The sequence below is a fragment of the Saccharothrix australiensis genome, assembly GCF_003634935.1.
In the GTDB taxonomy this organism is placed as follows: Bacteria; Actinomycetota; Actinomycetes; order Mycobacteriales; family Pseudonocardiaceae; genus Actinosynnema; species Actinosynnema australiense.
Window position 1 is genome coordinate 5,781,744 of the sequence record NZ_RBXO01000001.1, and the last position, 24,942, is coordinate 5,806,685.

The 24,942-nt window shown below is 73.5% G+C and carries 26 protein-coding genes and 1 pseudogene; 17 read left to right on the forward strand and 10 right to left on the reverse strand.

Annotated features, from left to right (window positions below):
* Positions 1-181: 181 nt before the first annotated feature.
* From C8E97_RS24410 to C8E97_RS24430, 5 genes are all read left to right on the forward strand, one after another.
* Complete coding sequence (locus C8E97_RS24410) at positions 182-1,588, forward strand: family 2B encapsulin nanocompartment shell protein (RefSeq protein WP_121007816.1); 1,407 nt, start codon at positions 182-184, stop codon at positions 1,586-1,588.
* 30 nt (positions 1,589-1,618) lie between these two features.
* Positions 1,619-3,025 carry a family 2B encapsulin nanocompartment shell protein gene (locus C8E97_RS24415; RefSeq protein WP_121007817.1) on the forward strand — a complete coding sequence of 469 codons (1,407 nt, stop codon included), beginning with the start codon at positions 1,619-1,621 and terminating at the stop codon, positions 3,023-3,025.
* A 98-nt stretch (positions 3,026-3,123) separates the two neighbouring features.
* The gene (locus C8E97_RS24420) at positions 3,124-4,164 is read left to right on the forward strand and encodes a family 2 encapsulin nanocompartment cargo protein polyprenyl transferase (protein ID WP_121007818.1); all 1,041 of its coding nucleotides are present in this window, start codon (positions 3,124-3,126) and stop codon (positions 4,162-4,164) included.
* A 118-nt stretch (positions 4,165-4,282) separates the two neighbouring features.
* Positions 4,283-5,209, forward strand: a complete 927-nt coding sequence (gene ispH, locus C8E97_RS24425) for a 4-hydroxy-3-methylbut-2-enyl diphosphate reductase (protein WP_121007819.1) — start codon at positions 4,283-4,285, stop codon at positions 5,207-5,209.
* Between the two features lie 251 nt (positions 5,210-5,460).
* Positions 5,461-5,805, forward strand: a complete 345-nt coding sequence (locus tag C8E97_RS24430; RefSeq protein ID WP_121012264.1) for a DUF742 domain-containing protein — start codon at positions 5,461-5,463, stop codon at positions 5,803-5,805.
* A gap of 204 nt (positions 5,806-6,009) precedes the next feature.
* On the opposite strand, the gene C8E97_RS24435 is transcribed toward C8E97_RS24430, so the two are convergent.
* Positions 6,010-6,810, reverse strand: a complete 801-nt coding sequence (locus C8E97_RS24435; protein WP_121007820.1) for an anti-sigma factor family protein — start codon at positions 6,808-6,810, stop codon at positions 6,010-6,012.
* 5 nt (positions 6,811-6,815) lie between these two features.
* The gene (locus tag C8E97_RS24440; protein ID WP_121007821.1) at positions 6,816-7,379 is read right to left on the reverse strand and encodes a sigma-70 family RNA polymerase sigma factor; all 564 of its coding nucleotides are present in this window, start codon (positions 7,377-7,379) and stop codon (positions 6,816-6,818) included.
* Between the two features lie 176 nt (positions 7,380-7,555).
* Here C8E97_RS24440 and C8E97_RS24445 point away from each other — a divergent pair, with 176 nt between their 5' ends.
* The 7 genes and pseudogenes from C8E97_RS24445 to C8E97_RS24470 all read left to right on the forward strand — a co-directional run bounded on the left by C8E97_RS24445 (position 7,556) and on the right by C8E97_RS24470 (position 11,967).
* Entirely contained in the window at positions 7,556-8,107 is a 552-nt protein-coding gene (locus tag C8E97_RS24445) for a hypothetical protein (RefSeq protein WP_121007822.1), read from the forward strand.
* Positions 8,108-8,160: 53 nt separating this feature from the next.
* Positions 8,161-8,643, forward strand: a pseudogene (locus tag C8E97_RS36875) (DUF4142 domain-containing protein); the annotation flags it as partial.
* A gap of 394 nt (positions 8,644-9,037) precedes the next feature.
* Positions 9,038-9,247, forward strand: a complete 210-nt coding sequence (locus tag C8E97_RS35485; RefSeq protein WP_121007823.1) for a hypothetical protein — start codon at positions 9,038-9,040, stop codon at positions 9,245-9,247.
* Positions 9,248-9,505: 258 nt separating this feature from the next.
* Entirely contained in the window at positions 9,506-9,823 is a 318-nt protein-coding gene (locus C8E97_RS35490) for a hypothetical protein (RefSeq protein ID WP_121007824.1), read from the forward strand.
* 4 nt (positions 9,824-9,827) lie between these two features.
* Complete coding sequence (locus C8E97_RS35495) at positions 9,828-11,069, forward strand: glycosyltransferase family protein (protein ID WP_121007825.1); 1,242 nt, start codon at positions 9,828-9,830, stop codon at positions 11,067-11,069.
* Positions 11,070-11,197: 128 nt separating this feature from the next.
* Positions 11,198-11,416, forward strand: coding sequence for a hypothetical protein (locus C8E97_RS34155; RefSeq protein WP_147455221.1), 219 nt, complete (start codon positions 11,198-11,200; stop codon positions 11,414-11,416).
* 98 nt (positions 11,417-11,514) lie between these two features.
* Positions 11,515-11,967, forward strand: coding sequence for a YkvA family protein (locus tag C8E97_RS24470; RefSeq protein ID WP_121007826.1), 453 nt, complete (start codon positions 11,515-11,517; stop codon positions 11,965-11,967).
* Here the strand turns inward: C8E97_RS24470 and C8E97_RS24475 are convergent.
* A complete protein-coding gene (locus C8E97_RS24475) occupies positions 11,941-13,014 on the reverse strand; it encodes a YeiH family protein (RefSeq protein ID WP_121007827.1) in 1,074 nt (357 codons plus the stop codon). The two genes, C8E97_RS24470 and C8E97_RS24475, sit on opposite strands and share 27 nt — an antisense overlap.
* A 183-nt stretch (positions 13,015-13,197) precedes the next feature.
* Entirely contained in the window at positions 13,198-13,899 is a 702-nt protein-coding gene (locus C8E97_RS24480; RefSeq protein ID WP_121007828.1) for a lysophospholipid acyltransferase family protein, read from the reverse strand.
* Between the two features lie 112 nt (positions 13,900-14,011).
* Here C8E97_RS24480 and C8E97_RS24485 point away from each other — a divergent pair, with 112 nt between their 5' ends.
* Genes C8E97_RS24485 through C8E97_RS24495 form a run of 3 tightly spaced genes read left to right on the forward strand, consistent with a single transcriptional unit; the run spans position 14,012 to position 17,134 of the window.
* A complete protein-coding gene (locus tag C8E97_RS24485; protein WP_121007829.1) occupies positions 14,012-15,202 on the forward strand; it encodes a PP2C family protein-serine/threonine phosphatase in 1,191 nt (396 codons plus the stop codon).
* Positions 15,202-16,701 carry a sensor histidine kinase gene (locus C8E97_RS24490; RefSeq protein ID WP_121007830.1) on the forward strand — a complete coding sequence of 500 codons (1,500 nt, stop codon included), beginning with the start codon at positions 15,202-15,204 and terminating at the stop codon, positions 16,699-16,701. Before C8E97_RS24485 ends, C8E97_RS24490 begins: the two co-directional genes overlap by 1 nt.
* Entirely contained in the window at positions 16,694-17,134 is a 441-nt protein-coding gene (locus C8E97_RS24495) for a response regulator (RefSeq protein ID WP_121007831.1), read from the forward strand. Before C8E97_RS24490 ends, C8E97_RS24495 begins: the two co-directional genes overlap by 8 nt.
* A gap of 101 nt (positions 17,135-17,235) precedes the next feature.
* Here C8E97_RS24495 and C8E97_RS24500 read toward each other — a convergent pair whose 3' ends face one another.
* The gene (locus tag C8E97_RS24500; protein ID WP_121007832.1) at positions 17,236-17,511 is read right to left on the reverse strand and encodes a GNAT family N-acetyltransferase; all 276 of its coding nucleotides are present in this window, start codon (positions 17,509-17,511) and stop codon (positions 17,236-17,238) included.
* A 149-nt stretch (positions 17,512-17,660) separates the two neighbouring features.
* On the opposite strand from C8E97_RS24500, the gene C8E97_RS24505 reads away from it, so the two are divergent.
* A complete protein-coding gene (locus C8E97_RS24505; protein WP_121007833.1) occupies positions 17,661-18,647 on the forward strand; it encodes an LLM class flavin-dependent oxidoreductase in 987 nt (328 codons plus the stop codon).
* Between the two features lie 106 nt (positions 18,648-18,753).
* Here C8E97_RS24505 and C8E97_RS24510 read toward each other — a convergent pair whose 3' ends face one another.
* The 5 genes from C8E97_RS24510 to C8E97_RS24530 form a co-directional block, all read right to left on the reverse strand.
* Complete coding sequence (locus C8E97_RS24510; protein WP_121007834.1) at positions 18,754-20,763, reverse strand: HelD family protein; 2,010 nt, start codon at positions 20,761-20,763, stop codon at positions 18,754-18,756.
* A 112-nt stretch (positions 20,764-20,875) separates the two neighbouring features.
* A complete protein-coding gene (locus C8E97_RS24515) occupies positions 20,876-21,694 on the reverse strand; it encodes an ABC transporter ATP-binding protein (RefSeq protein WP_121007835.1) in 819 nt (272 codons plus the stop codon).
* Positions 21,695-21,916: 222 nt separating this feature from the next.
* On the reverse strand, positions 21,917-22,114 hold the full coding sequence (locus C8E97_RS24520) for an MbtH family protein (protein ID WP_121007836.1): 198 nt from the start codon (positions 22,112-22,114) through the stop codon (positions 21,917-21,919).
* A gap of 164 nt (positions 22,115-22,278) precedes the next feature.
* On the reverse strand, positions 22,279-23,607 hold the full coding sequence (locus C8E97_RS24525; RefSeq protein ID WP_121007837.1) for a lysine N(6)-hydroxylase/L-ornithine N(5)-oxygenase family protein: 1,329 nt from the start codon (positions 23,605-23,607) through the stop codon (positions 22,279-22,281).
* Positions 23,608-24,033: 426 nt separating this feature from the next.
* Entirely contained in the window at positions 24,034-24,270 is a 237-nt protein-coding gene (locus C8E97_RS24530; protein WP_121012267.1) for a hypothetical protein, read from the reverse strand.
* A gap of 130 nt (positions 24,271-24,400) precedes the next feature.
* Between C8E97_RS24530 and C8E97_RS24535 the strand changes: the two genes are divergently transcribed.
* Entirely contained in the window at positions 24,401-24,940 is a 540-nt protein-coding gene (locus C8E97_RS24535; RefSeq protein ID WP_121007838.1) for an MOSC domain-containing protein, read from the forward strand.
* The last annotated feature ends 2 nt before the right edge of the window (positions 24,941-24,942 follow it).

A 24,942-nucleotide genomic window follows, 5' to 3' on the forward strand; every position in this document is an offset into this window, starting at 1 on the left:
TCCCATCGCCCCTCAAAATCACCCGTAAATACTTGCACCGGGCACGACTTGCACGGTGCGTGCGCAAAGCGGCTCCGGATAGCTCTATGGGGCGTCGCCGTATTGGCCGCTTCCCGATGCGCATTCGGCCTCACTAACGTCGGTCCGGCCCAATGAACGAAATCCGATTGGCGGTGTACTGGTGACTGTGACCGATTCGGACGTGGACACCGAACGGCCCAGGCTCAGCCTCGGCACGGCGGCGGCCAGGAACCTGGCCACGACGACCAAGTCCGTCCCGCAGATGCAGGGCATCACGTCCCGGTGGCTGCTCAAGGTGCTCCCCTGGGTGCAGGCGTCCGGCGGCGCCTACCGGGTCAACCGCAGGCTGAGCTACGCGGTCGGCGACGGCCGGCTGACGTTCACCAACATCGGCGCGGACGTCCAGGTCGTCCCGCAGGAGCTGACCGAGCTGCCGCTGCTGCGCGGTTACGAGGACGTGGAGGCGCTCGCCGCCCTCGCGGGCCGGTTCAGCCAGCACGAGTACTCGCCCGGCGACGTGATCGTGGAGCGCGGGCAGCCCCAGGACCGGGTGTTCCTCGTCGCGCACGGCAAGGTGAACAAGATCGGCCAGGGCGAGTACGGCGCCCAGACCGTGCTCGGCGTGCTGGCCGACGGCGACTACTTCGGCGACCAGGTGCTGGCCGGGCCGCAGGGCGAGTGGGACTTCACCGTCAAGGCCGTCACCCCGGTCATCGCGCTCAGCCTGACGTGGTCGGACTTCGAGGCGCTCAACGGCGACGCGGGCGGCCTCCGGGCCCACATCCAGCGCCTGTCCGCGCCCGGCGCGCAGCGGCAGAACGCGCACGGCGAGGCCGAGATCGACATCGCGTCCGGGCACGAGGGCGAACCGGACCTGCCCGGCACGTTCGTGGACTACGAACTCGCGCCGCGCGAACTCGAGCTGAGCGTCGCGCAGACCGTGCTGCGCGTGCACAGCCGCGTCGCCGACCTCTACAACCACCCGATGGACCAGGTCGAGCAGCAATTGCGGCTCACCATCGAAGCCCTGCGCGAGCGGCAGGAATACGAAATGGTGAACAACCGCGGGTTCGGCCTGCTGCACAACGCCGACCTCAAGCAGCGCATCCACACCCGCAGCGGCCCGCCCACGCCGGACGACCTGGACGAGCTGCTCTCCCTGGTGTGGAAGGAGCCGACCGCCTTCCTGGCCCACCCGAGGGTCATCGCGGCGATCGGGCGCGAGTTCACCAAGCGCGGCATCTACCCGTCGAGCGCGGACATCGGCGGCCACCAGGTCCCCGCGTGGCGCGGCGTGCCGATCCTGCCGTGCAGCAAGATCGAGATCAGCAAGACCCGCACCAGCTCGATCATGCTGCTGCGCGCGGGCGAGCAGAACCAGGGCGTCATCGGCCTGCACCAGACCGGCATCCCCGACGAGTACCAGCCGGGCCTGAACGTGCGGTTCATGGGCATCGACGAGAAGGCGATCATCTCCTACCTCGTCAGCACCTACTACTCGGCCGCGATCCTCGTGCCCGACGCGCTCGGTGTGCTCGAACACGTCGAGATCGGCCGCGAAGACTAGTCCCCCGACGAGCGAGATTGGGAACCTGACGTGACCGTGACCGACCCCGGACGCCAGGCCGAGGAGACCGAGCAGCGGCGGAGCCTCAGCACGGCGGGCGCGCGGAACCTGGCGACCACGACCAAGTCCGTCCCCCAGATGCAGGCCATCTCACCCCGGTGGCTGCTGCGCAAGCTCCCGTGGGTGCAGACCCAGGCGGGCACCTACCGGGTCAACCGCAGGCTCACCTACGCGGTGGGCGACGGGCGGGTGACCTTCGTGAGCACCGGCGCGGACATCCGGGTCATCCCGCAGGAGCTGCGGGAACTGCGCGCGCTGCGCGACTTCCCGGACGACGAGGTGCTGGTCGCGCTCGCCGACCGGTTCGAGCAGCGCGAGTTCGCCGTCGGCGACGTGGTGGTCGAGCGGGGCCGCCGCGCCGAGGAGGTCTACCTCATCGCGCACGGCAAGGTCGACGTGATCGGCGAGGGCGAGTACGGCGCGCAGACCGTGCTGGACACGCTGGCCGACGGCGCGCACTTCGGCGCCGAGGTGCTCACCGGCCAGGAGACCGAGTGGGAGTTCACCGCCAAGGCCGTCACGCCGGTGATCGCGCTGGTGCTGCCGTGGAGCTCGGTGGAGCGGCTCGACGGCCGGGTGGAGGCGTTGCGCGCGCACTTCGAGCAGGTGGCGCGCGGCCTGGCCAAGCCGCAGAACAAGCACGGCGAGGCGGCCATCGAGATCGCCTCGGGCCACGAGGGCGAGCCGGACCTGCCCGCCACGTTCGTGGACTACGAGCTGTCGCCGCGCGAGTACGAGTTGCACGTGGCGCAGACCGTGCTGCGGGTGCACAGCCGCGTCGCGGACCTCTACAACAAGCCGATGAACCAGACCGAGCAGCAGCTGCGGTTGACCGTCGAGGCCCTGCGCGAGCGGCAGGAGCACGAGATGATCAACAACCGGGAGATCGGCCTGCTGCACAACGCCGACCTCAGGCAGCGCATCCACACCCGGAGCGGCCCGCCCACCCCGGACGACCTGGACAACCTGCTGAGCAGGCGGCGCAAGACGGCGTTCATGCTGGCCCACCCGAAGGCGATCGCCGCGTTCGGCCGGGAGGCGTCCAAGCGTGGCCTGTACCCCGGCACGGCGAACGTCGACGGCACCCACGTCACCACGTGGCGCGGCGTGCCGCTGCTGCCGTCGGACAAGATCCCGATCAGCGCCGGGGGCGCCACCTCGATCCTCGCGATGCGCGTGGGCGAGCAGGACAACGGCGTGATCGGGCTGCACCAGACCGGCATCCCCGACGAGTACCAGCCGAGCCTGAACGTGCGGTTCATGGGCATCGACGAGAAGGCGATCATCTCCTACCTCGTCAGCGCCTACTACTCGGTGGCGGTCCTGGTGCCCGACGCGCTCGGTGTGCTGGAGAACGTGGAGATCGGCCACCACTAGCGGTGCCGGCGCGGGCGGCCGGGCGGTGCGCGCCCGGCCGCCCGTGCCACCCTGCGCGCGGTCGACCGGGCGCTCCCCACCGACTCAGGAGTCAGCCGATGACCAACCTGGACGTCACCCCCGCGCACCGGTCCGCGCGGGAGGTGCTGAGCTGGAGCCGCGCCCGCGTCGACCCGGCGCTGCGCACGGCGGTGGACCGGCTGCCGGAGTCGATGCGCGTGATCGCGGGCTACCACTTCGGGTGGTGGGACGAGCACGGCGAGCCCACCGGCGCGGACGCGGGCAAGGCGCTCCGGCCGGCGCTGGTGCTGCTCGGCGCGCGGGCGGTGGGCGGCACGGCGACGGCGGCGCTGCCCGCCGCCGCGGCGGTCGAGCTGGTGCACAACTTCTCGCTGCTGCACGACGACGTGATGGACCGCGACACCACCCGGCGGCACCGGCCGACGGCCTGGAGCGTGTTCGGCGTGAACGCGGCGATCCTGGCCGGTGACGCGCTGCTGACGCTGGCGCTGGACCTGCTGGCGGGCAGCGGGCACCCGACGGCGGCCGGTGCGATCCGGACGCTGTCGGAGGCGACCCAGCGGCTGCACGACGGGCAGGCGGCGGACCTGTCGTTCGAGGAGCGCGCGGACGTGCGGCTCGCCGAGTGCGTGCGGATGGCGGAGAACAAGACGGCCGGGCTGATCGGGGCGGCGTGCGCGCTGGGCGCGCTGTTCGGCGACGGCCGCGCCGACCAGGTCGACCGGCTGCGGCTGTTCGGCGAGCACGTGGGCCTCGCGTTCCAGTTCGCCGACGACGTGCTCGGCATCTGGGGCGACCCGGCGGTGACCGGCAAGCCGGTGTACTCGGACCTGCGCAACCGCAAGAAGTCCCTGCCCGTGGTGGCCGCGCTGACCTCGGGCACGCCCGCCGGGCGGGAGCTGGACGCGCTGTACCGCGGCGCGGACCCGCTGTCCGGTGCGGAGCTGGCGCACGCGGCGGAGCTGATCGACGCGGCCGGCGCGCGCGAGTGGAGCCAGGGTCGGGCCGACGACCTGCTGGAGCAGGCGCTGGCGCACCTGCGGGCGGCCGAGCCCGTCGAGCGCGCGGGGCGGGAGCTGGGCGCCCTCGCCCGGCTCGCCACCGACCGGGACCACTGAGCCGGTCGTTCCCGCTCGCCCCGTTCCTGTTGTTCCGTTGCTGCTGTTTCTCGTCCCGTGTCCCCCTGGTGGGTCGCTCCCGGTGCGACCGCCGAGTCACCCGCGACAGGAGTCCGGCATGGTGTTACCCGTAGTACTGCTCGCGTCGCCCCGAGCGTTCTGCGCCGGCGTCGAACGGGCGGTGGAGGTCGTCGAACGCCTGCTGGAGCAGCGCGGCGGCCCGATCCACGTCCGCAAGCAGATCGTCCACAACACGCACGTCGTGGCCGAGTTGGAGCGGCGTGGCGCGGTGTTCGTCGACGAGCTGGACGCCGTGCCCGACGGCGCGACCGTGGTGTTCTCCGCGCACGGCGTGTCGCCCGCCGTGCGCGCCGAGGCGGCCCGTCGGGGGCTGGACGTGGTGGACGCGACCTGCCCGCTGGTCACCAAGGTGCACGCCGAGGCGCGCCGGTTCGCCGCGCGCGGCGACACGGTGGTGCTGATCGGGCACGCCGGGCACGAGGAGGTCGACGGCACGCTCGGCGAGGCGCCCGAGCGGATCGTGCTGGTGGAGTCGGTCGCGGACGTGGCGGCGCTGGAGGTGCCCGACCCGACCAGGGTGTCGTACCTGACGCAGACGACGCTCGCGGTGGACGAGACGAGCGTGATCGTGGCGGCGTTGCGGGAGAGGTTCCCCGCCCTGCGCGGACCGGGATCGGACGACATCTGCTACGCCACGACGAACCGGCAGGAGGCGGTGCGCGAGGTCGCGCGGGAGGCGGACCTGGTGCTCGTGGTGGGTTCGGCGAACTCGTCCAACTCGCTGCGGATGGTGGAGCTGGCCCGCCGCCAGGGCACGCCCGCGCACCTGGTCGACGACGTGTCCGACCTGCGGGACGAGTGGTTGGAGGGCGTGCGGGTGATCGGGCTGAGCGCGGGCGCCTCCGCGCCGCCCCGGTTGGTGGAGGAGGTGATCGCCGCGTTGGGCGCGTGGGACGTGCAGGTGCACGAGACGGCGCGGGAGACGATCCGGTTCACCCTGCCTGCCGCGGTCAGGCCGAGCTGACCGGACGCGGGCCGGTCGCGGTGGGGCGGGGCCGGTCGCGGCCGGGCTGTCGCGCTGGGCCGACCCAGCCGATCATCCGACCCCCCTGGACACGCATGGCAGGCGACCCGACACGGACGGTGCCGGACACGCCGGGTCTTCGCCCGGATCGCGGGAAAACCGAGACAGGAGGCCCGGTCCACCGTAGGGTCTGGCGTCGTCAGCCGACCCGACACTCGGCCGCGAAGAGCCGACCGCTTGAGGAGCTGGTGGTGTCGACCTTCCGGGTGCGCCCCTATACCAGGACCGGCGGGCGGACACGCTCGACCACGACGCTCGCGATCGAGACGATCGTGACGACGAACGAGCGGGCGGCGCGCGACGCGTTGACCTCCACCGCCGAGCACCGCATCATCAGCGACCTGTGCCGGCTGCCGCACTCGGTGGCGGAGGTGGCGGCGCGCCTGCGGCTCCCGCTGGGCGTGGTCCGGGTCCTGCTCGCCGACATGTCGGACCTGGCGTTGATCGACGTGCACGAGCAGGGCGGGGCCGGCGGGGACGGCCGTCCCTCGATGGAGCTGATGGAGCGCGTGCTGTCGGGCCTGCGTCGGATCTGAAGCAGGGCCTGGGCCGGAGCTGGGGTCGGACGGGGGGCGTCTGCTGGTCAGGTCCGCTGCCGCCCGTGTTCGAGGTACAAGCTCGCGCCGGCCGTGTAGGCGTGGTGCGCTTGCACGAGTCGGCGTTCGAGCCGTGGGATCGCGTGGTCGCCGAGCCCGTCGACAGCGACCCGCTCGGCGCCGACGCGCCGGCTGGAGGGGTGTTCAGTCGGTGGGCAGGCGGACGAGGGTGGCGTTGGTCCGGGTGTCGCGCACGGAGAACTCGGCGATGTCCTGCCACCTCATGCCGACCGAGGTGTCCAGGTGTAGCGGTGGTCCGTCCGGAGTGGACGGGTCCACCAGCCATGAGCCCACCACCACCGTTTCGCCGGCTCGGGAGTTGGCCACCAGCTCGCAGCGCGTCGGGCCCTTGACGCCCTTGGCCTCCAGCGTCACGGCCGTGCCCCAGGGGTGGGACGTCGCCGTGACGCTCGCCCGCACACCGGTGGCGGAGTCGGTGCGGGTGAAGGTGCCGGCGGCCTCGGGTGCGTTCTTCGCCACCGCGGTCGGGCCCGGCACTTCCGTCGAGTCCGCTTCCGCCGGGTCTTCTTCGGTCGGGAACTCCTCCGCCGGTGCCGCTTCCGCCGACGAGGTGGTCGGGGCCGCCCGCACGTCGTCGGACGACGGCGTCAGGCTGACCGTCACGGCCGCGGTGAGCGCGACGAGCAGCACCGCCGCCACGGCCGACAACAGGGCCGTGTCGCGGCGTCGGCGCGACCGCTCTCGGGAGACGGAGTCCAGCATCGCGCGCACCGAGCGGCCGTCGGGTCGTTCGCCGGCGTTGCCGCGCAGCATCCCGTTCGCGTCGGCCTCGTCCAGCAGGTCGGGCAGCACGGCCAGGTCGCGCAGGTCCAACGCGCAGCGCCGGCACTGGGCGAGGTGGTTCTCGAAGGCGTCCACCTCGTCCTCGTCCAGGATGCCGAGCACGTACGCCGCCACGTCGACGTGGTCCGGCCGCGGAGTCACCGGTGTCAGCCCCGATCCTGCAACGCCCGCCGCAGGGCGCGGAGTGCGTAGTAGACCCTCGACTTGACGGTGCCCGCGGGCACCCCGAGCACCGCCGCCGCTTCGCCCACGGTCCGATCTCTCAGGTAGGTCTCGAGAATAGCCTCCCGGTGCTCCTCCGTCAGTCCGTTCATCGCCTCCGCCACCACGATGGCCGCGAGGGTGCGGTCCGCCTCGTCCCGCACCGGGGCCTCGTCGGACGGCGTCAACTCCGACTCCCTCGGTCGGGCGCTGCGCTTGCGGCGGTCGTCGATCACCAGTCGGCGGGCGACGGTGAACAACCACGAGCGCAGCAGGACCGGGTCGCGCTCCAGCTTCTCGGCGTTGCGCCACGCCCGCACCAGCGTCTCCTGCACGATGTCCTCTGCCCACTGCCGGTCACTGCCGGTGAGTCGCATGGCGTGCCCGAGCAGCGCGTTGCCGAACTCCTGGTAGAGCCTGCGGATCAGTTCGTCTTCCAGGCTGGTCCCCGGCCGAGATTGGTCTCTTCGGGGTTGAGTGTTGCGTCTGTGCCGCGCCACGCCGTGCATCCAAGCGCGCGGACGGGTGCGCCGTCGAGGGTTTGCCAGGAGAAAAAGAACCCGATTCGTTCGTGAACCGTCACCGCATCGTGTCCGTACTTCCCGGTATCCGCCGCTCGGCCGGATCGGGCCACCCGGTCGCTGAGCCCTTCGGCGGCACCCGCTGGCAGGAGAAAGGACCAACGATGCGAGGTCGACGCCACCACCGGTACCCGCTGCTCGTCGCGGCGCTGTCGCTGATCGGCGCGTGCGGCGCGACCGGCGGGGACGCCGCGGGCGGCCAGGACGGCGCGGACGGCGAGCCCGGCACGACGACCTTCCGGCAGGGCCCCGGATCGGGCGCGGAACCGCACCAGATGCTGTCCGCCACCGAGTCGGAGCTGGTCGGCTGGTTCGTCGCGGACGCGGGCGGCTTCGCCCTCTACCGCTCCGACCAGGACACCGCGACGCCGCCGAAGTCCACTTGCGACGGTGAGTGCGCGAAGACGTGGTTGCCGGTGCTGGTCGGCGCGCACACCATGACGTCCGGTGTGGACCCGACGCTGGTCGGGTCGGTGGCCCGCGCGGACGGCGGCAGGCAGGTCACGCTCGCCGGGTGGCCGCTGTACCGGTTCACGGGCGACCGGCAGCCCGGCGAGCCGGCCGGTCAGGGCAAGGGCGGCACCTGGTTCGCCGTGACGCCCGAGGGGCGGAAGGCCCAGGCCGAGGCGGGCGCGGCGACCGGGTCCGGCTCCTGAGGGGCTTTCCCGTGTCGGCCAAGCGCTTCCGGCGCGTCGCCGCGTTGGTGCCGGTGCTGCTGTTCGCGCTCTCCGCCCTCTCCGCGCCACCGGCCCGCGCCGACGACCCCGTCGACGCGGGCCCGGTCGAGCAGACCCCGCTCGGCCCGATCACCGCGTCGGACCGGGACCTCCTGGTCAAGGTGCGGCTCGCGGGCCTGTGGGAGATGCCGATGGGCGAGGAGGCGAAGACCCGCGCGGCCAGTCGGCGCGTGCGGGACGTCGGCGCGCGGCCGGCCGGCGACCACCGCTTCCTGGACGAACGCGTGGTGCGGCCGGCCGCGCGGCTCGGCGTGCCGCTGCCCGACGAGGCCAACGCCGACCAGCGGTCGTGGATGGCCGAGATGCGGTCGCGCACCGGCGCGGCGTTCGACGACTCGTTCGCCAACCGCCCGCGCGCGGCGCGCGGCGCGATCTTCCCGGTCATCGGCGCGGTCCGCGCGACCACGCGCAACGAGGCCATCCGCCGGTTCGCCCAGGTGTGCAACCAGATCGTGCTCAAGCACATGACCCTGCTGGAGAGCACCAACCTGGTCGGCGAGGCAGGCTTGGCCGAGCCGGTCGCGGCCGGCGCGCGACCCGTGCGCGGCGCGGTTCCCCCCGGCACCGCGCGGTCGGGCGGCGCGGGCGGTCCCGGCGCGCTGGTCGTCCTCCTGGTGTGCCTGGCGGGAGCGGCGGCGACCCTCGCGGCGCCGCGCCTGCTCCGGCCCCGGACAGCGTCGGGTGAGAGGAGGTGGTGGTCGCCGGGCACCGACACCGCGGCGATCCCGTCGCGAAACCGTCCCGCACCTCCGCCCGGTGCGGTCGTGACCTCTCCCGCACGGCCCACCGGGCGGACCCGGCGCGGCCCGCCGGCCGCGAGCCCTCCCCCGCCACCCCGGAGGTACCACCGTGTTGTCCGAGGTCCTGCTGCTGGTCGCCCAGGTGACCGGTCCCGATCAGGTCCCGCTGCCGGTCACCGGCCCGATCGGCCAGGGCGCCCCGCCGCCGGTCGCGCAGGCGACGACCGCCGACCACGATGCCGGGGTGCGCCACGTCGCGCAGCTCTCGGCGCGGCCGGCCTACGCCGCCATGTGCGCCACCCCCTGCTGGGCGTGCTGATCGCGACCGGCTGGGCCAACCGGATCACCGGCAGGCACGGCCTGCGCAGCACCCACCTGGTGCCGGCGACGCCGGCGCTGGCGCTCGCCGCGCTGCACGCGGTCGCGTTCACCCTGCTCCGGAGCGGTCCGTTCGGCTTCGCCCGGATCACCGTCCCGCTGATCGACGGCGGCCCGTTCCGGCACGCGCTGGGCGTCGTCGGGCTGGAGCTGATGCTGGTCGTCGCGATCACCGCCGGGCTGCGCAGGGACCGGGCAGGTGGTGAAGGGGGCCGAGCAGGCGGTGGCGACCGGGGAGGCGGGTTCGGCCGGGGTCGACGCCGGGCCGGCCGAGGTCGGCACCGGCTCGGGCGCGGCGGCCTCGTCCGGTGCCGCACGGCTGGACCCCGCGCGGTTCGAGCGGGCGCGGTCGGCGGACGGCGGACGGTACGAGCCGCCCCGCGGGCAGGACGCCCGCACCCTGCCGCTCCCGGCGCGCGCCCGTCGTCCGGAGCAGGTCGCACGCCCGGCCGCCGGTCCGCACCGGTCCCCGCGCGCGACCCCGCTGAGCCGCCGCCCGGCCGCCGTGTTTCCGTAATCGCGTGCACCCAGCATCCGGACCCGCGGCGAGCCGGGGTCGAGTCACCGTCGTCGGCATACCCGCCCGCGACGAGGAGAGCACGGTCGGCGCGGTGGCGCGTGCCGCCGACGCCGGCCTGCACCATGCCTTCCCGCACGGCACGAACGTGGTGGTGCTGGCCGAGAACGGCAGCACCGACGACACCGTGCGGCGGTTCGCCGACGCGCCGCTGCGCTCCCGCAAGCTCGTGATTAGCTCGGACGGCCCCGGCACCGGCAAGGGCACCAACGTGTTCGCGATCATGGACCGCGCGCTCGAACTTGACGCCGACCGCGTGCTGCTGCTGGACGCCGACGTGCGGTCCGCCGAGCCGGGGTGGGTCGGCCTGCTCGCGGACGCCGTGGCGGGCGACGAGCCGGTGCTGGCCGTGCCCGCCTACCGGCGCGACCGGTTCGAGGCGAACACCACCAACCACCTCGCGAGCCCGCTGCTCGCGGCCGTCTTCGGCGTGCACGTGCAGCAGCCGATCGGCGGCGAGTTCGCGTTCAACCGGGCGTTCCTCGACCTGGCCGCCTCGTGGCCGCGGCCGGGCAGCGCCTACCTGTACGGCATCGACGTGTGGCTGACCGCCAACGCCCTGCGCGAGCGCGTGCGCGTGGTGGAGGTGCCGCTGGGCCGCAAGCTGCACAACTCGCCGTTCCCGAAGATCCTGCGGCTGCCGCAGCAGGTGCTGGACTCGCTGTTCCACGTCGTGCTGCGCACCGACCGGGTGCGACCGCCGGGTCCGGTGGCGCCCGCGGCGCGGTCGGCGGTGGACGGCGCGGCGGTGCGGCAGGACCCGGCGGTGGTGGCGCGGGTCTCGGCGGCGGTGGCGCGGTACCTGGCGGCGCACCGGGACGGCGTGCGGCTGCTGTTCCCGTCGGCCGACGGGCTGCGCACCGCGCCGTGGGGCCTGCGGGTGACCGCGCGGGACTGGCCGGACGTCCTGGCCGACGCCCTGGTGGCGGTGTCCGGCGGCCGGTTCGCGGCGGCGCGCGACCACCTGGTGGCGCTGTACGTGAACCGCGTGCTGACGTTCTGGGACGAGATCGACGGGCTGGGCGGCGACGAGATCGACGAGCTGCTGGACCGGCAGGCGGCGCGGACCGTGCGCGCGGTCCGGTCGCGGGGTGTCGCGCTGGGCGGCGCGACCGGGCCCGACCGGTTCGACGTCGGGCACTGGGCCGGGTTCAACGACGAGCCCGTCCTGAGCGTGCCCGGTTAGCCGATCGGCCCCTGCCCGGCCGCGTCGACCGCCGGCGGGGCCGTCGCCAGGGGTGACCGGTGGGCTGCCGGGTACCCGATCGGATGGCTCCGCGTAACGACACGCCCACGCTGAGCGCTGTTCAGGGCATGAGAGCGCGGAGCACCCCACGACAGGAGCGGAGCACCCCACGACAGAAGTGGTCGAAGCCCCTGGTCGCGCTGGCCGCCGTGTTCCTGGCGGTGGCGTTGTGGAACGGCGTGCTGGCCTTGGCGGACCAGGCGCTGTGGCGGGGCGCGACGGCCGCGGGGTGCGCGGCGGCGGCGGCCGGGCTCTGGTACGCGGCCGGGCCCGAGCGCCGCCGCTGACCCGAGCGCCGGCGGTCCACCGCGGTGCGCGGCCGGTCACGTTCGCGTCGCCCGCGCGAGATCCGGTGTCCGACCAGCGGGACCCGATACCATGAGCCGTGATCTTCTTCGGCATCATGCTCGCGGCGATCGGGGTGTCGACCCTGGTGTGGCGCGATGCCGACGTGATCGGTCTGCCGCCGGTCGCGGTCGGCGTGGCGCTGCTCGTCCTGGCCGCCGCCGCGATCGCGCTCGGCGTCGCGCGGCGCAAGCGCAGGCGCGTCGCCAGGGGCGAGCCCGAGCCGGTCGGGTCCGTGCTGGACCGGGCGAAGGCGCTGCCCCGCCTGCTGCGGCAGCGCAAGGCGTACGGCCTGCCCGCGTCCCGGCTGGCGCAGTGGGGCTTCGCGCTGGTCTACCTCGTGTCGCCGATCGACATCCTGCCCGAGCTGCTGCCGGTCGTCGGCATCACCGACGACGCGGGCGTGGCGGTGTGGTTGCTCACCAGCCTGTCCACCGCCACCGGCCAGTACCTGAACTGGGAGCGTTCAAAAAAGCAGCACCGCGAGCCCTAGCGCGGCCAGCAGGTTCACCGCCGTCGAGGCCGCGAACACGCCGACCGGCCGCCACCCCGCCTGCTTGAGCGCGCCCAGGCGGAACTCCAGCCCGATGCTCACGAACGCCAGGATCAGGAACCACGTGCGGAGGTCGTTCACGACGCCGATGGCCGCCTTCCCGGAGGGCACGGCGGCGAGGTAGGCGGTCGCGACGACCGACGTGACCAGGAAGCCCAGCACGAACTTCGGGAACCGCTCCCACAGCTGCCGCCCCGCCGACACGCCGACCGGCTTGCGCTCGACCCTCAGCGCGAAGTACGCGGTCAGCGCCACCGCGACCACGCCGAGCAGCGCGTTCTGCGTCACCTTCACGATCGTGGCGATCTGGAGCGACTCCTCGCCCGCCAGCGCGCCCGCCGCCGTCACCGCCGCCGTCGTGTCGATGTTGCCGCCCAGCCACGCACCGGTGGTCCGCGCGTCCAGCCCCAGCGCGGTCGCGGCCACCGGCAGGACGAAGATCGACGGCAGCGCGAACGCGATCACCAGGGCCGCGCTGTAGGCCAGCTGCTCCCGCTTGGCCTGCACCGCGCCCGCCGCCGCGATGGCCGCGCTGACGCCGCAGATGGCGACGGCCGCCGACAGCAGGGCCCGCAGCCGGTCGTCCAGCCCGAACCGGCCGCCCAGCCACCAGGAGAACCCGAACACCACGCCGATCAGGACCACCGACTGGACGACGGCGGGCCCGGCGGCGGACACGATCACCTTCAGGTTGATCGACGCGCCGAGCAGCACCAGGCCGGTCTTGATGAAGAACTCCGTCCGGAACCCGCCGGACAGCCGCTCGCGCAGGCCGGTCGCGCCGAGCACCGCGTTCCCGAGCAGCCCCAGCGCGATCGCGTACACCGGGAACTCGACCGCCGCGCCGACGCCCGCCAGCCCGGTGCCCTCGGTGGCCTCCGGCACGGCCGTCGACAGGTACCGCGCCACCCACGACAGCGCGAGCACCACCGCGACGCCGGCCGCGGCGTGCGCCAGGGGCCGGCGGGTCCACGCCGAGGTGGCCATCACGGCACCAGCCCCGCCGGTATCGCGCCGACCAGCGCCAGCGCGAACAGCGCCAGGCCGACGACCACGGCCAGCCAGTCCTCGTCGATCCGCCGCTTCGGGCTCGGTGGTTCGGCCATCGCGCACGCTCCACGATACGGGAAGGCAAGGAGCGTCAAACGCTAGCGCCGGCAACGGAAAGCGTCACCGGTTCCCAGGGTGTGGGACGCCTCGGACGTCCTCCAGCAGCGCGGTGAGCGCGGCCATGACGCGTGCGGTGGCCACGTCGAGCACCTGCCGCGTCAGGTCCAGCCCGTACAGGTCCGACAGGTCGACCGGCGCGCCCGCCACCACGTGCACCTTCGTCCACGGCCGCGGCACGAACCGGCCGGGCGGCAGCAGCTCGCGGGTGCCCCACTGCGCCACCGGCACGACCGGCGTCCGGGTCTCCAGGGCCAGCCGCGCCACGCCGTTCCGGCCGCGCATCGGCCACCCGTCCGGGTCGGTGCTGAACGTGCCCTCGGGGTAGACGATCACGCACTCGCCCTCCTCCAGCGACGACCGCGCCGGCCCGAGCGCCTGCCCGCCCCGGACGCCGCCCCGGTCCACCGGGATGTGCCGCCCCGACGCCATCACCCACCCGATCACCGGCGCCTTCCACAGGCTCGCCTTCGCCAGGTACCGCGGCACCCGCCCGGACGCGAGCGCGAACGCCGTCAGCGTCACCGGGTCCGCGAAGGACAGGTGGTTGGACGCCAGCAGCACCGCACCCCGACGGGGGATGTTCGCCCCGCCCGCCATCCGCACCCGGACGAACAGCACGACCAACGGCCACAGCACGTCGATCGCCACCGAGTACCAGAAACCCCTGCCGCGCCTGGGCAACCGCGCGGTCATCGCCACCATCCGGGAGAAGCTCACCCCCCGATCCTCGCCCGCGCGACCCACCGCGCCCGCCGCGACCCACCGAACCCGCCCACCACCGGCGGTGATCGCCGTTCGGCTAGGGTCCTTCCCCGTGACCGGGATCAGCGGAACGCGTGCGGCGGTGGACCGCATCACCGTGCTGCTCGTCGAGGACGACGAGGGCGACGCGGTGCTGGTCGAGGCGCTGCTCGACGAGGTCGGCGCGGACATCGACCTGCTGCGGGCGCGCACGCTGCGCGAGGCGCGCCCGCTGGTGCCGAAGGTGGACTGCGTGCTGCTGGACCTCGGCCTGCCCGACACGACCGGCCTGGACGGGCTGACCAGGCTGCTCGCCGAGCACTCACCCGCCGCGATCATCGTCCTGACCGGACTCACCGACGAGCGCCAGGGCGAGCGCGCGGTGGCCGCCGGCGCGGAGGACTACCTGGTCAAGGGCCAGGTCGACGGACAGGCGCTGGTGCGCGGCATCCGGTACGCGGTCGGCCGCAAGCACGTCGAGGAGACGCAGCGGCAGCTCCGCGACGAGCAGCTGCACGCCGCGGAGAAGACGCGCTTGGAGCGCGGCCTGCTGCCGTCGCCGATCCTGCACGGCCAGGGCCTCGGCCTGGAGGTCCGCTACCAGCCGGGCGGTAGCCGGATGCTGCTGGGCGGCGACTTCTACGACGCGGTGCGCACCCCCGACGGCACCCTCCAGGTGATCGTCGGCGACGTGTGCGGCCACGGGCCGGACGAGGCGGCGCTGGGCGTGTTCCTGCGCATCGCGTGGCGGGCGCTGGTGCTGGCCGACCAGGAGCCGTCGCGGGTGCTGCGCACGCTGCACGAGATCCTGGAGCACGAGCGCCACCAGCCGGGGCTGTTCACCACGGCGTGCATGGTGACCATCTCGCCGGACCGCCGCTGGGCGCGCATCTACCTGGCGGGGCACCCCGAGCCGATGCTGCTGGTCGGCGACCGCGTCGAGGAGCTGCCGCGCGACCGGGCCGGCCTGCCGCTCGGCGTGCTGCCGGACAGCACGTGGAGCGGCCTGGACGTGCCGCTGCCGCCGGGCTGGTCGCTGCTGCTCTACACCGACGGCCTGGTCGAGGGCCGCGTCGCGGGCGACACCGAGCGGCTGGGCTCGGACCGCCTGATCGAGCTGATCGGCCGGATCACCCGGACCCGCCCGGACTGGGCGAGCCACCCCGCGGGCCTGCTCGACGAGCTGATCACCCAGGTCAAGGAACTCAACGGGGGCGAGTTGGACGACGACATGGCCGCGCTGCTCATCTCGGACCAGGGCTGATGGAGTACCGCACCCGCTGGTCGGCGAGCCGGCTGCTGATCGCCTCCGTGGCGCTCCTCATCATCGTGTGCGCGGGCGCGATCGGTGGTGTCACGGTGGCGCTGACCGGCCTCACCAAGGCCCGCGTGCTGCTGCTGGACAACGTCGGACCGGCCCGCCGCGTCGTGCTCGAACTGGACCGGGCGCTGATCGACCAGGAGAACGGGGTGCGCGGCTTCGCGCTCACCGCGGGCGACGACTTCCTCGACCCGTACCAGGAGGGGCAGCGGGCCGAGCGCGCCGCGCTGGCCACCGCCCGGTCGGCGATCGAGCCGGTGCGGCCCGACCTCGTCCAGGACCTGGACGACATCGGCAGCCTCGCCGTCGGCTGGCGCGCCGGGTACGCCGAGGTCGTCATCTCCGAGGTGCGGGCGGCGGGCGCGCCGCGGGCGGACCGGGCCGACGCCGAGCGGGGCAAGGAGCTGTTCGACAACGTCCGGCGCGCGGTCGGCGCGCTCCAGCGCGAGCTGGACGACGAGTCGGCGAAGGCCCGCACCGACCTGGACGCGGTGGCCTCGCAGGTGCTCGTCCTGGTCATCGCCCTGGGCGTGCTGCTGGTGGTCATCATCGCCGGGGTGGCGGTCGTGCTGCACCGCATCCTGATCCGGCCGCTGGCGGGGCTGACCGAGGAGGTGCGGCGGGTGTCCTCGGGTGACTTCGAGCACGCCGTGCGGACCGGCGGGCCGCGCGAGACGGTGATGCTGAGCCAGGACGTGGACGCGATGCGCACCCGCATCCTGAACGACGTGGAGGAGCTGCGCCGGTCGAACTCGGAGCTGGAGCAGTTCGCCTACGTCGCCTCGCACGACCTCCAGGAGCCGCTGCGCAAGGTGGCGAGCTTCTGCCAGCTCCTGGAGCGCCGCTACTCGGGCCAGCTCGACGACCGCGGCGAGCAGTACCTGCGGTTCGCCGTGGACGGCGCGAAGCGGATGCAGGTGCTGATCAACGACCTGCTGGCGTTCTCCCGCGTGGGCAGGCTCACCCGCGAGCACGTGCTGGTCGACCTGGACGAGACGGTCGAGCAGGTGCTGGACAGCTACTCCGAGGTGATCGAGCGGACCCGCGCGACCGTGGAGGTGGCGGAGCTGCCGACGGTGCGGGGCGAGGCGTCGCTGCTCGGCGGGGTGTTCGGCAACCTGATCAGCAACGCCCTGAAGTTCCACGGCGAGCAGCCGCCGGTGGTGCGGGTCGACGTCGAGCGGACCGGCGAGTTCTGGACCTTCACCGTCAGTGACAACGGCATCGGGATCGAGCCGGAGTACGCTGAGCGGATCTTCGTCATCTTCCAGCGGCTGCACCACAAGGACGACTACCCCGGCACGGGTATCGGGCTCGCGATGTGCCGGAAGATCATCGAATACCACGGCGGCACCATCTGGTTGGACACCGGTGAGGGCGCCGGCACCACCTTCAAGTTCACCCTGCCGGCTATCGAGGACACCGAGGGAACCGATGAATGACTCGCTGAGCGTGGTCGACGTGCTGCTGGTCGAGGACGATCCGGGCGACGCGCTGATGACGCAGGAGGCGTTCGAGCACCACAAGATCCGCAACCAGCTCCACGTGGTGCGGGACGGTGTCGAGGCGCTGGAGTTCCTGCGGCGGGAGGGCGGGCACGCCGACGCGCCCCGGCCCGGCCTGATCCTGCTCGACCTGAACCTGCCGAAGATGGACGGGCGCGAGGTGCTGGCGGAGGTCAAGGCGGACGCGAGCCTGCGCACCATCCCGGTGGTCGTGCTGACCACGTCGGAGGCGGAGGAGGACATCCTGCGCAGCTACAACCTGCACGCGAACGCCTACGTCACCAAGCCGGTCGACTTCGACCGGTTCATCGAGGTCGTGCGGCAGATCGACGACTTCTTCGTGACGGTCGTGAAGCTGCCCCGCACCTGACCGGCGGTTCGCGGGGCCGCCGCCGTCGGTGCGGCGCGGTCCGGCGGCGCTGGTCGGGCGGCGCGGTCGGGCGGCGCGCGGCCCGACCGCGTGCGCCGGTGCTAGCGGTCGGCGACCTCGGCCAGTTCGGGGTGCTTCTCCAGGTAGCCGCGCACGAACGGGCACCGCGGGACGACCACCAGGCCCCGTTCCCGCACGTCGGCCAGCGCCTGCTCGACCAGCGCGCTCGCCAGCCCCTTGCCCTCGACGGCCACCTCGGTGTGCGTGAACGTGATCCGGCCGGGTTCCAGCGCGTACTCGGCGAACCCGGCCCGCTCACCGTCCAGGAAGACCTCGAAACGCGACGCCTCGGCGTTGTCGGACACGGTCACGGCCACAGCGGCTCCTCACTCCGTTCGGGCGGTTCGACGGGAGCCCCGGCGCGGTGCCCCGGTGCGACGCCCCGGCGCGACGCCGCGGCGGGTCGACAGGCCGCCGCGGACTCCTCGACGAGGTCCACCGTAACCGCGCCGGGCAAGATGGCGCGATGGACGTCTACCTGCTGATCCTCGGCGACCACCTGCCGGAGCCGAACTCGGGCCGCGTGGTCAGCGAGGCCGAGCGCCTGCGCGCGATCGTGGAACAGGCCGTCGTCGCCGAGGAGGCGGGCTTCACCGGGGTGGCGATCGGCGAGCACCACTTCACGAGGTACATCGTCAGCGCGCCGGAACTGCTGCTGGCGACCATCGCGGAGCGCACGTCGACGCTGCGCCTCTCGACCGGCGTCACCCTGCTCGCCCACCACGACCCGGTCCGGGTGGCCGAGGAGCTGGCGATGCTCGACGTCCTGTCCGGCGGGCGGACGGAGCTGATCGTCGCCCGCGGCGTGTCGCAGCGCACCGACGTGGCCTTCGGCGTCCAGGACGACCTGCGGGCGCGGTTCGACGAGAACCTGCGCCTCCTGCTGCGCCTGCTGGAGGAGCCGCACGTGACGTGGACGGGCCGCTTCCGCAGCCCGCTGGTCGACGTCACCACGAGACCGCGACCGCTCCAGCGGCCCAGGCCGCCGGTGTGGATCGGCAGCGGCTCGGCCGTCTCGACCGACCTGGCGGTCGAGCTGGCGCTGCCCCTGATGCTGCCCAGCACGCTGCGCGACCCGAACACGCACCGGGCCGTCGTGGGGCGCTACCGCGCCGCGATGGGCGGCGGCGGTCGGGTGGCCCTGCCCAGCCACGTGTTCGTCGCGCCGACGGCGTCGGCGGCGCGGGAGACGTGGCGACCGCACCTGGCGGCGTACGCGCGCTTCGCCGACCGCTGGCGGGGTGACGGCGACGTGGACGTGGCGGCCCTGATGGAGGGCGCGGCCGTGTGCGGCGACCCGGCGGAGGTCACCGACCGGCTCAACGCGCTGGGCAAGCTCCTCGGGCTCGACGCGCAGCTGGTGATGGTCGACATCGGTGGTCTGCCGCACTCGGCCGTGCTGGACACGATCCGGCTGTTCGGGGCCGAGGTGCTGCCCGGCCTCGAACCGTGATCCCACCCGGACCGGACCGCGAACCCCGGTCCGGACCGCAGGCCGGCCGGCGCGGACCCGGTCCGGACCGTGCGGCCGGACCGGGCGCCGGGCGCCACGCGCGGCCTCAGCGCTTGAGCCGCACCACCACCAGCCGCTGCGTGGCGCGGGTGAAGGCGACGTAGCGCTCCGCCGCCGTCATCCGCTCCGGCTCCACCACGACCACGGTGTCGAACTCCAGCCCCTTCGCCTCCCGCGGCGACAGCCCGCCGTCGACGCCGATCACCGCGAACGTGCCCGACTCCGCGCACAGCCGCCACACCACCGCCAGGTCGTCCACCTCCATCTCCACCGGCGACTCGCCCCGCCGCACCGAGACGGGTTGCTCCGCCGACGGGTCGACCAGCGCCAACGACGACGCCGCGTAGTCCATGACGGCCGCGGGCGTCCGGTAGTTGACGGTCAGCCGCCGGTGGACCCACCGGTCGCCCACGTAGGGCGACAGCACCGCATCCCACGAGCGGGCGCCTGCTTCCGCCTGGCGCTGGGCCAGGTCGCCGACGACGGTCATGGAGCGGTTCGGGCTGCGGCGCATCAGCACCCGCCACTCCATCTCGGACAGCTCCTGCGCCTCGTCCACCACCACGTGCCCGTAGGTCCACTCCCGGTCCGCCGCGGCGCGCTCCGCCGTGGTCCGGTGGTCGCGGGCCTCGTGGCGGTCGGCCAGCCACTCCGCGTCGACCAGGTCCACGGCGCGCAGCTCGTCCTCGTGCAGCTCGGGGTCGGTGTCGACGACCTCCAGCACGCCGCGCGCGTACTCGACCTGCTCGGCGCGCTCGCGCTCGGCCGCCCGCTCGGCCTCGTCGGACGTGCCCAGCAGCTCGGCCGCCTCGTCCAGCAGCGGCACGTCGGAGACGGTCCACGCGCTGCCGTCCGCCCGGTACAGCTCGGGGTAGCCGACGGCGAAGCACCGGCCCTCGTACAGGTCGGCCAGCAGCCGGCGCGGGGTCAGCGGCGGCCACAGCGCGTCGACCGCCCGGCGCAGGTCGGGGCTGTCGCCCAGCTCGCGCCGCACGTCGTCGGCCAGCTCCGCCCAGTCCGGCCCGATCAGCGCGAGGGCGGGCTCGACGAGCGCGTCCGCCAGGGCGTCGTGGAACACCTGCCGGGCCTCGTTGTGCCGCAGCCCACTGGCCCGCGCCCGGTCGCGCGCGTACAGGGCCGCCGACGCGTCGACGTGCACGGTGACGTCCTCCAGTTCGACCGGGATCGGGCGTTCCGGCAGCTCCTGGCGGTCCGCGACGGCCTCGCGGAGCAGGTCCACCGCGGCCAGGCCGCCCTTGAGGCCCCGCAGTTCCAGCGTGTCCTCCCGGACGGCGCGGACGCCGGGGAACAGCTCGCCGGGTGCCGCGAACACGACGTCGGTCTCGCCCAGCGACGGCAGGACGTCCCCGATGTAGCGCAGGAAGCCCGCGTTGGGCCCGACGACGAGGACGCCCTGCCGCGCCAGGCGTTCCCGCCGCGTGTAGAGCAGGTAGGCGACGCGGTGCAGGGCGACGGCGGTCTTGCCGGTGCCGGGACCGCCCTCCACCACCAGCACGCCGCGGTGGTCGAGCCGGATCACCTCGTCCTGCTCGGCCTGGATGGTCGCGACGATGTCGCGCATCGTCCCGCCGCGCGGCGCGTCCAGCGCCTCCCGCAGCGCGGCGTCGGCCAGTCCCAGCTCGTCGTCGTGGAAGCCCTCCAGCCGCCGGCCGCGGGTGCGGAAGTGCCGCCGCCGGGTGAGCCCCTCCGGGTGCGCGCCGGTCGCCGTGTAGAACGGCCGGGCGACCGGCGCCCGCCAGTCGGTGAGCAGCGGCCGGTAGTCGTCGGCGGGGTCGGACAACCCGATCCGGCCGATGTACCGACGGCTGCCGTCGGTGTGGTCGGTGCGGCCGAAGCACAGGCCCTCCTCCGCCACCTTCAGCCTGCCGAGCTGCTCGGACCACGTCCGCACGGCCACTTCGCGGTGCACCCGCCGCTCGTGCGGGTCGCGCAGGGCGGCGTCGAGGGCCGCTTTCGCGGCGGCCCTCTCCCGATCGAGCCGGTCGTAGAGGGAAGAAATCCGCTGCTGTTCCGTGGACAATTCCCCTGTTGCCACGCTTGCCCCCTGTGATACACTGATTCGGGATATCGCCATCCGATTAAGGATGAATTAACCCTTATTTGTATCACGGGAGTCGCCCGCGCGGTACCCTGCGGGCGGACGCGGTTCAGCCGACGCGGCTCGCGGACCCCACCGCGACCCGCTGCCGCCGCAGGGGCACGACGAGCGGCGTGTCCGTCTCGGGGTCGGCGATCACCCGGCACGGCAGGCCGAACACGTCCTCGACCAGTTCCGCCGTCACGATGTCGGCGGGGCGGCCCTGCGCGACGATGCCCTCGCCCGGCTTCATGGCGATGAGGTGGGTGGCGTAGCGGCACGCCTGGTTCAGGTCGTGCAGCACCGCGACCAGCGTGTGCCCGTCCTCGTGCAGCTCGGCGCACAGGTCCAGCACCTCGATCTGGTGCGCGATGTCGAGGAACGTGGTCGGCTCGTCCAGCAGCAGGATCGACGTCTGCTGGGCGAGCACCAGGGCCAGCCACACGCGCTGCCGCTGCCCGCCGGACAGCTCGTCGACCACCCGGCCCGCGAGGTCCTGCACGTTGGTCAGGCGCATGGCCCGCGCGGTGGCCTCCTCGTCCTCCAGGGACCACTGCCGCAGCAGCCGCTGGTGCGGGTACCGGCCGCGGGCGACCAGCTCGCCGACCGTGATGCCGCCGGGCGCGATGGACGACTGGGCCAGCAGGCCGAGCCGCCGCGCGACCTCCTTGGAGCGGTAGGACGAGATCGCCTCGCCGTCGAGGTACACCGCGCCCGAGCGCGGCTTCAGCATCCGCGCCAGCGCCTTGAGCAAGGTCGACTTGCCGCACGCGTTGGGGCCCACGATGACCGTGAACGACCCGTCCGGGACCGCCACGTCCAGCCCCGCGGCGACCACCCGCTCGTCGTAGGCCAGCGTCAGGTCCTCGGCGTGCAGTCGGGTCGTCATCGCCCGCTCCCCTTTTCCACTCGTTCGGTCGGTGCGCCACGCGGCTCCGACCGCACCCGGGCGACGCCGGACGCGACCAGGCGGTCCGGGGCCGTCCGGGCCGGGACGAGGGCCGCCTCCCGCCGACGTCCCGTCCCGCGCCTCCTGTTGTTTAGGCAAGGCTAACCGAATGGATGATCGAAGTGGAGGCGGACCGCGGAACCGCCGCGCCCTCGGCCGGTCTCAGTCGCGCACGCTCAGCGGGCGCAGGTCGGTCCAGTGCTCCTCCACGTAGGCCACGGCGGCCTCGCGCGCGCCGGGGCCGAACACCGCCCGCCAGCCGGCGGGGATCTCGGCGAAGGACGGCCACAGCGAGTGCTGCCCCTCGTCGTTGACCAGCACGTGGAACCGGCCTTCGGTGTCGTCGAACGGGTTGGTCATCGGGTCCTCCGGTCGAGCGGGTCGGTCATCGGTTCTTCCGGTCGAGCGGTCCGGCCGCCGGCTTCCCGGCCGAGCGGCCCGGTCGTCGGGACTCCCGGTCGTGCCCGGCGCGCGTCGGGCGCGCCACCGAGCAGCGGTCCACTGTGGACGAGCACCCTGGCGTGCTACCCCGGGTGGGAGGCGCTGATCGCGTACGCGGGCTGCGCCGGCAACGAGGGTTCGCGCCGCCCGAGCACCGACTGGAGGATTTCGCCCACCCGCACGGAGGTGTTGGACAGCAACGACGAGGAGATGCCGTGCGTGTGCTCGGTGCCGCCCTGGAGGTAGATGCCGCCCACCACGTCGTCGTCGGTCTCCAGCCGGTAGTCGCGGCCGACGCGCAGGCGACCGCGCTCGTCGCGCGGGCACCGGGCGGACAGCTCGCCGAGCAGCGGCGTCGGATCGGCCTCGTGGTAGCCGGTGGCGTAGACGATCGCGTCCGCGTCCAGGACCGTCCGCGCGCCGGTGGCCAGCGACTCGACGGTCACCCGCACGCCGTCCGGACCGTCCGCCAGGTCCGTCACGCAGGACGTGTTGAACAGCCGGAGCCGCGTCGTGCCGAGGACCTTCTCCCGGTACACCCGCCGGTACAGCTCGGCGATGAGGTCGTTGTCCACCACCGCGTAGTTGGTGTTGCCGTGGTAGTCCATGAGCTGCCGCTTGACCGGCTCGGGCGCGGCGTAGAAGTCGTCGACCGCCTCCGGGTCGAAGATCCGGTTCGCGAACGAGCTGTCGTCGGCCGGGCTGTAGCCGTACCGCGCGAACACCGCGCACACCTCGGCGTCGCGGAACCGCTCGTGCAGGAACGCGGTCACCTCCGCGCCGCTCTGGCCCGCGCCGACGACCACCAGCCGCGCTGGGTTCTCCAGGCTTCCGACGCGCTGGAGGAAGTCGCTGTTGTGCCACACGCGGTCCGACTGCGCGACGCCGTCGGGCAGCCGGGCCCGCAGGCCCGTGGCCACGACCAGGTTGCGCGCCCGCCGCACCTCGACCTCCCCGGTGGACGCGCGCGACGACACGTCGAAGTGGGTCACCGCGTCGCCCTCGAACACCGGGCGCACGCCGACCACCTCGTGGCCGTAGGACACCAGGTCGTCGACCTGCTCGGCGGCCCACTCGAAGTAGTCGTGGAACTCCACGCGCAGCGGGAAGAGGTTCTTGTGGTTGATGAAGTCGACCAGCCGGCCCCGGCCGTGCAGGTAGTTCAGGAAGCTGAAGGTGCTGGTGGGGTTGCGCAGCGTCACCAGGTCCTTGAGGAAGGAGACCTGCATGGTGGCGTCGTCGAGCAACATGCCGCGGTGCCAGCCGAATCGGGGCTGCCGCTCCAGGAAGTGGGTGGTCACCACGTCTTCGGGGCGGGCAGCGGCGTTGTGCTCGGTGACCGCGATCGCCATCGCGAGGTTCGATGGTCCGAAGCCGACGCCGAGGAGGTCGAAGACAGGTGGCTGTGGCATGTCCGTCCCATCGGTGCGACAACAGGGCGTGATCGAACTTCGGTTACCCTAACCTAAGTACGATGCCGGCGGGAGTGATCCAGACCTCTTTCGATCCAGGCTAGCCACGGCCGGCGAGGAGAGGAAGGCGCTTGCCGCGCCGAACCGGTCATGGCCGGTCCCGCCACCGGCGGTGTCGGTCCGCGCGCCCGGCGTGCCCGTGGGAACGGGGCCCCACCAGGCCGGGACGCGGCGCGATCCGGTGCTGCGGAACGGCGAGCACCACGCCGTCCGGACGTCCGCGTCACCGGCCCGAGGCAGGCAGCCGTGGCACTTTCACCGGGTGGGTGTGGCACTGGAACCGGCTGCGGCACCGGCCTCCGCCGTGGCGCGCCTGCGTGGAAACCACTCGAACGGCGCAGCGGCGCGGGGTGGAATCGCGACCCTTCAGGCGAGGACCGCGCGGCCGGCGGGCGTCAGCTCGGCGGGCGCCCACAGGCCGTCGCCGTCGTGCCGCGCCGGTCGGAGCAGCCCGGCGTGCGCCAGGAGGCGGGCGGTCATCTGGTCGCTGCACAGCAGCCCGTCCACGCGCAGGTCCGGTTCCCGGCTGCGGGTCACCTCGGCGCGGCCGGCCGCCACCGCGCGGAGCAGGGCGCGGGCCCGGTGGGTCAACTCGTCGTCCATGATCTTCACCGTCGTTCGCGGGGTGGTACACCCGGTTCATCGCCGCGACCGGCCGAAGTCTTACCGGTGCGCGGGCGGTCGTGCCCCGATTCCCGCCGGGGAGGGAAAAGACCTGGGTAGGGTCGAGGTCATGGGCATCGTGGAGGCCGTGAGCCGGAGCGCCGAGTACACCTTCACCAAGCCGAACGCGGGCGTCGTCCGGCTCCTCGCCGGCCTCGGCGTCGAGGGCGACGCGCACGCGGGCGAACTGGTGAAGCACCGTTCGCGCGTGCGCCGCGACCCGACGCGGCCGAACCTGCGCCAGGTGCACCTGATGCACGCCGAACTGCACGACGAGCTGAACGCCCTGGGCTTCTCCGTCACCCCCGGCGGGCTCGGGGAGAACATCACCACGCGCGGCGTCGACCTGCTCGGGCTGTCGGCCGGGACCCTGCTGCGGCTGGGCGCGGAGGCGGTCGTGGAGGTGACCGGGCTGCGCAACCCGTGCCCGCAGATCGACGCCTACCAGGACGGGCTGCTCAAGCACGTCGTCGGGCGGGACGACGAGGGGAACGTGGTGCGCAGGGCCGGGATCATGTCGGTCGTGGTGGTCAGCGGCGACGTGCGGCCGGGCGACGGGATCCGGGTCGAGCCGCCCGCCGGTCCCCACGTCCCGATGGGCCCGGTGTAGCC